Below are 11720 nucleotides of genomic sequence, written 5' to 3'. Positions count from 1 at the left end.
TTAAAAACGAGTTATATCTCTCGGAATTTTCTTGAATTCAATATTTTTGGCTCTCATAAAAGTTTCCGGCAACAAGCAATTATCGGCATAAATAATATAGCGCTCTGCTTTTTGTTGAACGTAATCTGCTAAAGATTCATAATCCAATGTTGTCAGACTGTCTTTTTCATAGATAAAATAGTAAGCAGTATCGTTGTGAGTACCTAAGTAAACCTTTCCCGTTCTGGCTCCCTCCCCTTCGGGGAGGGCTGGGGTGGGGATTCGAGTTTCAGCAAACCAAACATATTCCCTGATTTTCTCTATGCCAACCGTTTCGTTTAGATTGTTATGTTCGTCAAATAATGGTTCGCCCAAAGTGTAATAATCAAAACTTCCCCCAGTTCCTTCTGTGGTTTTTTCTCCCCCTTTGGGGGTTGGGGGGCCGTAACCGTTAATAACTCTTTTGACACGTTCGGCAGTAATAGTTTCAGCATAATCCTCCATTTCTATCAAAATAAACTTGCGATTGCCTCCGTCTTGTTTGTTTAAGTTTAAAACCGCGTGGGCTGTCGTTCCTGAACCCGCAAAGCTGTCCAGGATTATGGAGTTTTTGTTTGCACCTAACTGAATAATTCTTTCCATTAATTTTATTGATTTTGGTGTGTCAAATGGGATGTCACTTTCAGAAAAAATTGATTTAATCTCTTTTTTAGCATCTTGTGTATGACCAACTTCTTGATATGTCCATACGGTCATTGGTGTAATGCCATCTTTGACATCTGATAAAAATCTTTTTTGTCTAGGCATATTATTACCCTTCTCCCCAAACCATATACGGTTATCCTCTAAATATTCATTAAAACGATCTTCAGTAATAACCCAACATCTCCCTTTTGGTGGATAAAACTCTTTTCCAGATGGGCTAACAATTTTATACAGTTTAGTATCTACAGCTGGACCAACTGTTAAATCTCCTGAAGTCCACAAACCTCTTTCATCATTATCTAGGTTTTTATATCTGTCATCCGCCTCCACGCTCCTTTCTAGTCCATTCATTTCAAAAAGAGAATAATTTTTACAATAACATATAACAAAATCGTGATTTTGCGAAAATGTCTTTTTAAGATTAACTGGAGAGTAAGCCCTTTGCCAAATTACATTACTAACAAAATTTCCACCACCAAAAACCTCATCCATCATTAATTTCAAATTGGCTTGTTCATTGTCATCAATTGAGATAAAAATAGCACCATTTTTGGTCAATAGTTTATGAAGCAATTTTAATCGTGGATACATCATACACAACCATTTATCATGTCGGGTCAAGTCTTCACTTTCTTTGCCCACGACTTTGCCTAACCATTTTTTAATCTTCGGAGAATTGACATTGTCATTATACACCCAGCTTTCGTTTCCTGTATTGTATGGCGGATCGATGTAAACGCAGTTAACTTTTCCTTCGTATTTGGGCAATAAAGATTTCAACGCTTCAAGGTTATCCCCATTGATAATAAGGTTTCCAGAAGCAATAGGAGTTTCCGATTTTTCATTTTCAGAAAAACCAAATTCGTGATTCAGGACTTTATAAGGAACTTTTTGATGATGATTGATAATTTTGTCTTTACCAATCCAGTGTAGTGTAGGCATTTATTTTTTGGTTTTACCAAAAACAACACGTGGGCTAAATTCCCACATGTTTGACTTTCTTAGGTTCAGCAAAAACCCTTGTAGCACAAACAAAGAGAACCGCCCACGCTTACCGTAGGCGTTTCTGCTTTGAGTTCCCAGTGCTACATTTTTAAATTTTGCTGATTTAAGAAAGCGGGGAAATCTTTAGCGAAACGCTATATTTTTATTTGTTAAATTATCTGTTTATCTTTTCAATATTATATTTTGTTATTTTAGCAAATATAGTTTTTTCAATGAGATTAAAACGAAAAAAATATTTTTCCCAAATAGGGAATTTTCGACTATCTTTGACATTCAAAATAACGTATGCGAATAATTGCCAAAAGAACTTTACAGCATTTTTGGGAGCAACACCCTAGTTCAAAACAACAATTATTGTCTTGGTATCAGGTTATTGACAAAAATAGTTTCATCAATTCTAATGCTATAAAATCAATTTTCGGCTCGGCAGATTTTGTAGGTAACAACAAAGTGGTTTTCAATATTTGTGGCAATCATTACCGATTAATCGTGAAAATTAATTATGTAACACAAATTGTCTATATTTTATTTATTGGAACTCATCCTGAATATGACAATTTGAAGGACATTAAAAACTTATAAAAAATGGAAATAAATCCTATAAAAACAGAAAAAGATTATGAACTAGCTTTAGAAAGAGTAAACACCCTTTTTGATGCTAAACCTAATACCAATGAAGAAGATGAATTAGATATTCTAGTCACTCTTATAGAGAAATATGAACAAATACACTATCCTATTCCTGAACCAGATCCAATTGAAGCCATTAAATTTATGATGGAACAAAACGGACTTACAGATTCTGATTTAGGAGTCATTTTAAATAGTCGCTCCAGAGTAACTGAAATTTTTAAACGTAGAAGAGCTTTAACTATTAAACAAATTAGAATTTTAACAGAAACACTCCATATTCCAGCTTCAACTTTAATCAAAGAATATGCATTAGAACAATAATTTTATAATTTCAAACAAAAAATGCCTCACAGTCTAAATTGCGAGGCATTTTTTATTTACAAGATATTGATTACTTTAAAGCATCAATCTTAGCCTGAACTTCTGCATCAGTTCCTTCAAAACTTTGAATGTTTTCTTTTCCGTTAATATTAGTTTTAATAGTCGCTTTTACTTCTCCATCAACATTGGTTTTTTCTATCGTAACTTTTTTCGAGACCATTTCAGTTACTGCTGCGGAAGCATTCATAAATCTACACGTTTTACTGTCACATCCTTTAGCAAGACACTCTTCTTTAGATATTGAAGTACACATTTCAGAAGCAGCACAACAAGCGGCTTTATTAGCCAATGTATGATTACCACTACCTAAAATTGGTGCAATTACCAAACCAATCAAACACGTCAATTTAATTAAAATATTCATTGATGGTCCAGAAGTATCTTTGAACGGATCTCCAACAGTATCGCCAGTAATGGCCGCTTTATGCGCATCAGAACCTTTATAGGTCATTTCACCATTAATAAGAACTCCCGCTTCAAAAGATTTTTTAGCGTTGTCCCAAGCACCACCGGCATTGTTTTGAAAAACAGCCCAAAGCACACCCGAAACGGTAACTCCGGCCATATAACCCCCTAACATTTCGGCGATTAGCTGGTTGTTGTCTCCGTAAACTAATTTGCCAAGCAAAACAATTGCAATTGGAAAACCAATTGTCAATATTCCCGGCAACATCATTTCGCGCAATGCAGCTTTCGTCGAAATATCAACACACTTAGCATATTCCGGTTTTCCGGTTCCTTCCATAATTCCGGGAATCTCCCTGAACTGACGACGTACTTCATACACCATGTCCATTGCGGCTTTCCCGACAGAATTCATCGCTAATGCCGAGAAAACTACAGGTATCATGCCTCCCACGAATAGCATTGCTAAAACTGGTGCTTTAAAAATATTGATTCCGTCAATTCCTGTAAAAGTTACATACGCAGCAAATAGAGCTAGTGAAGTTAATGCTGCCGAAGCAATAGCAAAGCCTTTTCCGGTTGCTGCAGTTGTATTTCCTACGGCATCTAAAATGTCGGTTCTTGTGCGTACTTCTTTAGGCAATTCGCTCATTTCAGCAATTCCACCGGCGTTATCCGATATGGGTCCAAAAGCATCGATTGCCAATTGCATGGCCGTTGTTGCCATCATCGCTGAAGCAGCTAAAGCCACACCATAAAATCCTGCTAATGCGTAGGAAGTCCAAATTGCAGCTGCAAATAATAAAACCGTTGGAAACGTAGAAATCATTCCGGTTGCCAATCCTGCAATTACGTTTGTTCCTGCTCCAGTTGAAGATTTTTGAACAATTGCCATAACAGGTTTTGTACCCAATCCTGTATAATACTCAGTTACTGACGAAATGAGTCCACCTACTGCCAGACCTACAATTGTAGCATAAAAAACACGCATGGATGAAATTTCTTTAGTTCCTTCTCCAAAAAAATCCATTTTCATGGTTTCTGGCAACATGTATTGCACTAAAAAATAGCAGGCAATAAGGGTTAATCCTATTGAAAGCCAGTTTCCCCTATTTAAAGCGCTTTGCACTTGCGCTTCTTTTGCATTATCATCTGTAATTTTTACCACCATCGTTCCGATAATCGAAAATAAAATACCAAAACCGGCGATTGCCATTGGCAATAAGATAGGTCCTATTCCTCCAAAAGCATCTTGAATAGTTCCGCCCATGTCTTTAATTACATAATTTCCTAAAACCATGGCCGCTAAAACGGTTGCGACATAAGAACCAAATAAATCAGCTCCCATTCCGGCAACATCGCCTACATTATCCCCTACATTGTCCGCAATTGTAGCCGGATTACGGGGATCATCTTCCGGAATTCCAGCTTCTATTTTCCCTACCAAATCAGCTCCAACATCGGCCGCTTTAGTGTATATTCCTCCACCAACTCTTGCAAACAAGGCAATAGATTCTGCTCCAAGAGAAAATCCCGCTAGTGTTTCTAAAACAATGGTCATATCTTCCGTAGAAGTCCAAACGCCGTTCATAAAGAAGTGAAAAAAGAAAATAAAGAAAGTGGTCAATCCTAAAACAGCCAATCCCGCAACCCCTAATCCCATTACGGTTCCGCCACCAAAAGAAACTTTTAGGGCTTTAGGCAAACTGGTACGGGCGGCTTGTGTGGTTCTAACATTGGTTTTTGTTGCAATTTTCATTCCCATGTTCCCAGCTAAAGCCGAGAAAAAAGCACCAAAAACAAAAGCAACCACTATTAATATGTGTGTAGTAGGAACGAAAAAAGAAATTCCGGCTAAAACTATGCTAGCTCCAATGACAAAAAACGTCAACAACCTATATTCTGCTTTCAAGAAAGCCAAGGCTCCTTCGTAAATGTAATCCGAAATCTCTTTCATCTTACCATCACCCGGATCCTGTTTTAATACCCATTTTCTTTTAGCAAACATAAATGCCAGTCCAATAAATGCCATCGCAATAGGCAAATAAATCATAATTGTATTCATAATTTCGGTTTGGTTTTTGGTTAAAATTAATAGTGTAACAAAACGAATTTAAACAAAAAAAGCAACATTCTTAACAGAATGTTGCTTTTTTTGTAAAAATTATGACGTAAAATTATTTAATACTAAACAATCCCTCTGGTTTATTCTCAATTTGATTAAATCGCTCCGTACACTCTGCGATAATTGCATAGGCTTCATTTACATCTCCCCAGCCGCCTACATCTACTTTCTTGTTTTCAAGATCTTTGTACACTTGAAAAAAGTGTTCAATTTCTTTTAATAAATGTGGATTCATGTCTGACAGATCATTCAATGAATTCCAGATTGGATCTGAAACCGGTACACAGATAACTTTTTCATCCGGTCCTTTATCATCCGCCATGTGGAAAACACCAATGGGTTTTACTTCCATAACACAACCGGGAAAAGTAGGTTCGTTTACCAAAACCAATACATCTAATGGATCGCCGTCTAAGGCTAATGTTTCCGGAATAAATCCGTAATCCGCAGGATACATCATTGACGAGAATAACATTCTGTCAAAACGCATTCTTTTTATTTCGAAATCATATTCGTATTTATTTCTACTTCCTCTTGGGATTTCGATTAAAACATCGAAAGTTGTTAATTTGTCTGCAGTCATTTTAGTTTTTCTTTTCTATATTTTATGGTTGCAAAAATAAGTAAAGAATCCCTTTCAACAATGAAAAATCTATGTTATCTGTTGATTAAATTTTAAGAAACAGCACTTTAGTAAAAAACGGTTCTATTTCTTTTCTTTAAATAATAATGCCATAAAAGATAGGTTGCAAAAGAGCGATACGGACTCCATTTCAACGTATGAACTTGCATCTCATTTTTGTCGTGAATATCCAGTAATTCCTTGATTGTGTGTACAACGGCAATATCGCCTAATGGCAATAAATCAGGCTCTTGCAGAGAAAACATTAAATAAATATCGATGGTCCAGTTTCCTATCCCTTTGATTTTGATGAGTTCTTCGCGCACTTGCAGAGCCGTTTTGGCTGGCAAACTTTCTAAATCAAGTTCTTTATTTATTAAGGCTGTCGCCAAAGCTTTGATATAAGACGTTTTTTGACGGCTTACGCCAAGATTCCTAAACTCAGCATCCGATATGAGAACAAGAATTTCCGGTGTTACCGTTTTTAGAGTAGTTTTTATTTTCAAAAAAGTAGCTTTAGCGGACTCTATCGATACTTGTTGCTCTAAAACCAACAATACCAGAGTCTCAAAACCTTGCGGTCTTTTGGGAATAACAGGCATTCCGTATTGTTCAATGATTGCTTTGAAAATAGCATCTTTTTCTAAAAGGTAGTCGATGGCTTCTTGCATAATCTGATGTTTTTTTAGCCCGGATGGAAACGGCATCCTTTTTATAAGGCGATTTTTATTCGCCTTATAAAAAGATATAGTGTACAGCCGGAATAGCTCCTAAAAACTGAACCCAAACGACCCTTTTACAGTAAAACGATTCGTTTCCGGCACGTTGAGATAATTGCCTCGCCAGGCGAAATCAATACGGAATACTTTGAAGATATTTCCAATACCAGCACTGTATTCCCAATAGCCTTTTTCAGGTGCATTGTAAATTAAACCCGAAGCATTAATAGCTCTGTTTTCATCAGAGATGCTTCCATAAACCCCTTTTACGGATATAATTTCTCTCCAATTGAGTTTGCGCATGAACGGTATTCTGGAAAAAAGACGCCCGTTGAAATTGTGATTCCACTGTAAAGTAGCATATTGATCCGATACAAATTCATAGAAATTAAGATTACTGAAGGTGTTTTCAATCGTGAAAAAAGTTTGATTTCCCGGAATCACATTTATCAATCCTAACGGAACTGTTCCAAAAGTTTTTCCTACTTCCATAATAATATTGGTTCGCCCCAATGGACCAATAACTATAGGCTGTTTGTAATATAATTGTACTTTGTCATATTTGAAATTACTGTTCAAAAGCCCTTTGAATCCATGGCTGTAATTAATAAAAAAACGACTAAAAGGACTGTCAACATTGCTTCTTTCAACCCCAAAACCAATCGTTTTTCGCTTTGGAGAATACTCGATCTGAATGTTCGCTTCGGATTGTTTTACATCACTTTTAGTAGCTAAATTGGCTATGTTGGTATAATAATCCAGGCTAAAAGTAGGCGATGCAGACTCCAGCGTACGATACGAAATCCCAGCCTGAAAAGTCAAGTTTTTTACTGGCTCCATTTCTATGGCAACATTAGTCAAATTGATGTTGGTTAACTTCCCGTTACTGCCAGATGAGAATACGGACGACGAAGCAAAACTTCGGCCTAAAACATCATTTGTAGTAGTTAAACTGGCTCCTATTTGTTCAATGTCTCGCCTATTTCCGCCGGATAAAATGATCCTATTTTTCTTGTCGACCATCCATTTTCCGGAAAGTCCGTATTTAAATTTATCATCATCAAACCCATACGCAGTATACGCCTGAATGCGCCAAGGATCGTTAGGACCAAAATAGGTTCTTCCTCCTACTCGCAACCGTACACCCTCTACTTCATTGTATCCAAATGTAGAAAAAACAGGTCCATAATCAAAGTTATTAAACTCCACATAACCACTTCCTAGTATGGATACTAAGCTGTACAATTGTTTGAATTTATTTACGGTTTGCAGGGTATCAAGCATTTTATAAACGCCCAATTCATCCTTGCTTAAGTTTTCAAAACGGTTTTCATTCCAATATTCCTCGGATTTATTGTAGACTTCGTCATCCATATAATTGACTTCGGCTTTATAAAAAGCAACAGGCAATTCTGTATTGAACTGATGGTTCCGGTAAAAACTAGTTCTTTTTCCATAAACACCTTTCGAATTTTCTTTTTTGTTCAAAGCAAAGTCAGACATCAAATAATCCTTGGTCAACAAGAAAACCGAGTCACTGACTACTTCAAATTCCTGCTCTAAGTAAATATCTTTTACCCAGTTGATATTGGCACTTTTGGTCACTGCCATATTGATTTTCTTGATGGCAAATGTGGAATCATTCACCCAAAAATCTCCTTTGAAAGTCAATTCGTTTTTTCGTCTTGGATAAAAAACAATATTATAGCACCATTTATCATCAATATACGAACTGTCTTTCAGTACATAATTGTAGACATCAATCCCTGTTTTAGACAGCGGACTGGTAAAGCTTTTGTCAAAAAAAGTCAAGTAATTATTGTAGATATTATAATCTGAATACAAGTCTTTTACAAAAGATAAAATCTGTTGATTCCCATCAAATCCGGACGTTTTATTGGCTTTTATTTTTTCTTTTACCTTCTTTAATTTGTTGTCTCCATAAACATCATGGAGTGATTCATTTATAAAAATAGGCAAATAGGTTTTCCCGGTTACTCGGGACGTATCCATTTGATCGAATATAAATTCCATCCCTTTAAAAAGTTTGCTTTTCATAAAAGCACTGTCAATAGAATTCATATCAAATTCTATTTTCTCGTACTTTTCCATCTGGTATTGGTCAAACTGATACAACCCGTTTTTACGTTTTCTTTCCCAGATTTTCCTCAGAATATCGAGCGCAGGATTGTCCTTTTTTGATGTTTTTCCGGCAAAAACCACTACTTCGTTTAAGCTTTCGGCTTCATTCAACTGAATTTTGAAATTATAATTTACCGGTTTATCTAAGTAAATTTCTTTTTCAGAAAACCCAACGGAGGATATGAGTAAAGTAGTATATGTTTTTTTGGATTCCAGGTAAAACTTACCGTCCTCATTAGTCACAATTCCTTCACTGGAACCTTTGAAAACTACATTGGCAAATGGAATGGGCAGGTTGGATTTATCAACCACAACACCACTCACTTTTGTTTGCGCAAAACTAGTAGTTGCTGAGACCAACAACAAAAGCAGAAACAATAAGAGATTCTTTTTCATATGTAGATAATATTTGTTTTTGTAGGAATATGGTATCGCCAGATCTTAATTGGTGTTTGAGACAGCTTCTGTCATGGCGATTTCATAGTCATTCAAAAAAAAACTTCATCAAATTAAAGAATTGATGAAGTTTCAAATATAGTTAATTAAGACCGCAGGATTAATTGATTATTAAAAAACGGGTTATTAGCCCTTATTCCAAATCAAACGATTCCAACTGACTATTTTTTATACAGTACTTTTTTAACCGCTTTTACTACATCACCAGCATTAGGCAACCATTCTTTCAATAAAACCGGAGAGTACGGCGCTGGCGTATCTGCAGTCGTAATACGTTGAATAGGCGCATCCAAGAAATCAAAAGCACGTTCTTGAACAATATAGGTAATTTCAGAAGCCACACTTGCAAAAGGCCATGCTTCCTCAAGAACTACTAATCTATTTGTTTTTTTAACCGATGTTAAAATCGTCTCATAGTCCATAGGACGTACAGTTCGCAAATCGATAATTTCACAAGAAATTCCTTCTTTGGCTAATTCGTCAGCGGCAATATGCGCCTCTTTGATAATTTTTCCAAAAGAAACAATTGTCACATCCGTACCTTCACGCTTGATATCAGCAACTCCTAACGGAATTACATATTCGCCATCTGGAACTTCACCTTTATCCCCATACATTTGTTCAGATTCCATGAAAATCACAGGATCGTTATCACGAATAGCCGCTTTCAACAAACCTTTGGCATCATAAACCGTAGAGGGAACTACCACTTTAAGACCCGGAGTATTCGCAAACCAGTTTTCTAACGCTTGTGAGTGCGTTGCTCCTAATTGTCCTGCCGAAGCTGTTGGACCACGAAAAACGATTGGCACATTAAATTGTCCACCCGTCATCTGACGCATTTTGGCAGCATTATTTATGATTTGGTCAATACCTACTAAACAAAAATTGAACGTCATGTATTCCACAATCGGTCTGCATCCATTCATGGCTGAACCTACTGCAATACCAGTAAAACCAAGCTCTGCGATAGGAGTATCAATGACTCTTTTCTCGCCAAATTCAGCTAGCATACCTTTAGATGCTTTGTAGGCACCATTATATTCTGCAACTTCTTCACCCATTAAGTATATGGACTCATCGTGACGCATTTCTTCACTCATCGCTTCACAAATGGCCTCTCTAAATTGTATCGTTCTCATATTTTTTTATATTTTGTCCTCCTGAGCGCAGTCGAAGGATAATTTTCGAAAAGCAAAAATAAATATTTAATATCATTTAAAAGCATAAATTACTCTAAATTAATTCAGGATTTATAGCGATAATTTTCAGGAGCTATTTCCGGCTCTCCGCTGTATCTTCCTGTGGCTAAAGGAGCCACAAGAAGGATGCCGCTGCTATCCGGGCTACGAAAACGATGTAATAAACCTTAATTCTTTTAGTATAATAGTTTTAGTAGAAGTAACAAATGATTTTAAACGATTTTAAAAACATAACTGCCTTGAATTTAAACATCATAAAAAAATCAAGTTTTTCTTGCAAGAGTTGTTTTTTTTTATTTAGCAAGTATAACCTTAAAACATTATACTATGAAAAAATTATTATTTACAGCAGTTGCATTAATTGCTTTTTCTGGATTAGCGGTAGCCAATAACGAGTCAAAAACTTTTAGCAACACTGAAAATTTACAATTTACAAGAGAAGAAAATACAAAAACGAACACTTTAGAAGAGAAAGATGTTTGGTTTTGCTATAAAATCTCAGAATCTACAAGTTATAATGGTTTAAATGGCGTAACAACCGTTACTACTACTTATCATTGCACTTGGTATTCCTTAGCGGCTGAATAAACCGAACATTTTAAATATACAAATACGAAAGGGTGAAACTCCCTTTCGTATTTGTAATCAAACTACATATGAATTATAATTATTTTTCAATCGTACTTATATTGTTTTTTAATTTTGCAACTGCACAAACTCTAAAGGCTATTCTTATAGAAAGACCAATTAAAGGAATTGGAGACGAGACAACACTTTCTGACAAAGCACTTAAACCAATGATTTTTTCCTATCTATATTCAGAAAATAAATCAATACAAAATTTGATTTCTAACGAAAAATCCTCAATTGACACAACCTATATTGAAAAATATGGAATAAAACACGAAACAACATCGTCCATAAGTCGACCTTCGTCTTTTATTAGATATAAAGATTTTAACTTAAAAAAATTAAAAGTTGTTTTTACCCAAGATAACAAGGACATAAACATAAAAGAATCATTACCCGTATTTAACTGGAAATTAATTAGCGAAACCCAAACTATTAACGGTTATGTTTGTAAAAAAGCAACAACAATCAATACCACATTCAACTCCAATCAATCCATCGTTGCTTGGTACACTGAAGATATACCTATTAACGATGGACCCATGCACTACAGCGGCTTACCCGGATTCATAATACAAGTGGAGATTAGTGACATTACAGTTTTAACTCTTGACAAATTGGTTTTTAGCAAAGAAAACACACCTATCGAAGAACCTAACAACAGGGCTACAGAAATGAGTTTCAGTGACTATTTGAAACAAAGTAACAAATAATGA

The 11720-nt window shown here is 35.8% G+C and carries 10 protein-coding genes; 4 read left to right on the top strand and 6 right to left on the bottom strand.

Annotated features, from left to right (window positions below):
* The gene (locus tag EKM05_RS10115) at positions 1-1626 is read right to left on the bottom strand and encodes a site-specific DNA-methyltransferase (protein ID WP_126554972.1); all 1626 of its coding nucleotides are present in this window, start codon (positions 1624-1626) and stop codon (positions 1-3) included.
* A gap of 348 nt (positions 1627-1974) precedes the next feature.
* On the opposite strand from EKM05_RS10115, the gene EKM05_RS10110 reads away from it, so the two are divergent.
* Positions 1975-2271 (top strand): type II toxin-antitoxin system HigB family toxin, encoded by a 297-nt coding sequence (locus tag EKM05_RS10110; protein WP_126554970.1) that lies wholly within the window; start codon positions 1975-1977, stop codon positions 2269-2271.
* A gap of 3 nt (positions 2272-2274) precedes the next feature.
* Positions 2275-2643 (top strand): type II toxin-antitoxin system HigA family antitoxin, encoded by a 369-nt coding sequence (locus EKM05_RS10105; RefSeq protein WP_126554968.1) that lies wholly within the window; start codon positions 2275-2277, stop codon positions 2641-2643.
* Positions 2644-2713: 70 nt separating this feature from the next.
* Here EKM05_RS10105 and EKM05_RS10100 read toward each other — a convergent pair whose 3' ends face one another.
* From EKM05_RS10100 to EKM05_RS10080, 5 genes are all read right to left on the bottom strand, one after another.
* On the bottom strand, positions 2714-5173 hold the full coding sequence (locus tag EKM05_RS10100; RefSeq protein ID WP_126554966.1) for a sodium-translocating pyrophosphatase: 2460 nt from the start codon (positions 5171-5173) through the stop codon (positions 2714-2716).
* 112 nt (positions 5174-5285) lie between these two features.
* The gene (locus EKM05_RS10095) at positions 5286-5816 is read right to left on the bottom strand and encodes an inorganic diphosphatase (RefSeq protein WP_126452987.1); all 531 of its coding nucleotides are present in this window, start codon (positions 5814-5816) and stop codon (positions 5286-5288) included.
* A gap of 107 nt (positions 5817-5923) precedes the next feature.
* Complete coding sequence (locus tag EKM05_RS10090) at positions 5924-6526, bottom strand: DNA-3-methyladenine glycosylase (protein WP_126554964.1); 603 nt, start codon at positions 6524-6526, stop codon at positions 5924-5926.
* 99 nt (positions 6527-6625) lie between these two features.
* A complete protein-coding gene (locus EKM05_RS10085; protein ID WP_126457447.1) occupies positions 6626-9112 on the bottom strand; it encodes a DUF5686 and carboxypeptidase-like regulatory domain-containing protein in 2487 nt (828 codons plus the stop codon).
* 221 nt (positions 9113-9333) lie between these two features.
* Positions 9334-10314 carry a pyruvate dehydrogenase complex E1 component subunit beta gene (locus tag EKM05_RS10080; protein WP_091255586.1) on the bottom strand — a complete coding sequence of 327 codons (981 nt, stop codon included), beginning with the start codon at positions 10312-10314 and terminating at the stop codon, positions 9334-9336.
* 387 nt (positions 10315-10701) lie between these two features.
* Between EKM05_RS10080 and EKM05_RS10075 the strand changes: the two genes are divergently transcribed.
* Entirely contained in the window at positions 10702-10962 is a 261-nt protein-coding gene (locus tag EKM05_RS10075) for a hypothetical protein (RefSeq protein ID WP_126554962.1), read from the top strand.
* Positions 10963-11030: 68 nt separating this feature from the next.
* Positions 11031-11717 carry a GLPGLI family protein gene (locus tag EKM05_RS10070; RefSeq protein WP_126554960.1) on the top strand — a complete coding sequence of 229 codons (687 nt, stop codon included), beginning with the start codon at positions 11031-11033 and terminating at the stop codon, positions 11715-11717.
* The last annotated feature ends 3 nt before the right edge of the window (positions 11718-11720 follow it).

The organism is Flavobacterium sp. GSP27 (genome assembly GCF_003970395.1).
Classification (GTDB): Bacteria; Bacteroidota; Bacteroidia; order Flavobacteriales; family Flavobacteriaceae; genus Flavobacterium.
This window is presented reverse-complemented; position numbering and strand designations above follow the sequence as displayed.

Coding starts and splice junctions, on each gene's coding strand:
- EKM05_RS10090 (WP_126554964.1), bottom strand. CDS start 6,526: ATGCAAGAAGCCATCGACTACCTTTTAGAAAAAGATGCTATTTTCAAA.
- EKM05_RS10100 (WP_126554966.1), bottom strand. CDS start 5,173: ATGAATACAATTATGATTTATTTGCCTATTGCGATGGCATTTATTGGA.
- EKM05_RS10115 (WP_126554972.1), bottom strand. CDS start 1,626: ATGCCTACACTACACTGGATTGGTAAAGACAAAATTATCAATCATCAT.
- EKM05_RS10075 (WP_126554962.1), top strand. CDS start 10,702: ATGAAAAAATTATTATTTACAGCAGTTGCATTAATTGCTTTTTCTGGA.
- EKM05_RS10095 (WP_126452987.1), bottom strand. CDS start 5,816: ATGACTGCAGACAAATTAACAACTTTCGATGTTTTAATCGAAATCCCA.
- EKM05_RS10080 (WP_091255586.1), bottom strand. CDS start 10,314: ATGAGAACGATACAATTTAGAGAGGCCATTTGTGAAGCGATGAGTGAA.
- EKM05_RS10105 (WP_126554968.1), top strand. CDS start 2,275: ATGGAAATAAATCCTATAAAAACAGAAAAAGATTATGAACTAGCTTTA.
- EKM05_RS10110 (WP_126554970.1), top strand. CDS start 1,975: ATGCGAATAATTGCCAAAAGAACTTTACAGCATTTTTGGGAGCAACAC.
- EKM05_RS10070 (WP_126554960.1), top strand. CDS start 11,031: ATGAATTATAATTATTTTTCAATCGTACTTATATTGTTTTTTAATTTT.
- EKM05_RS10085 (WP_126457447.1), bottom strand. CDS start 9,112: ATGAAAAAGAATCTCTTATTGTTTCTGCTTTTGTTGTTGGTCTCAGCA.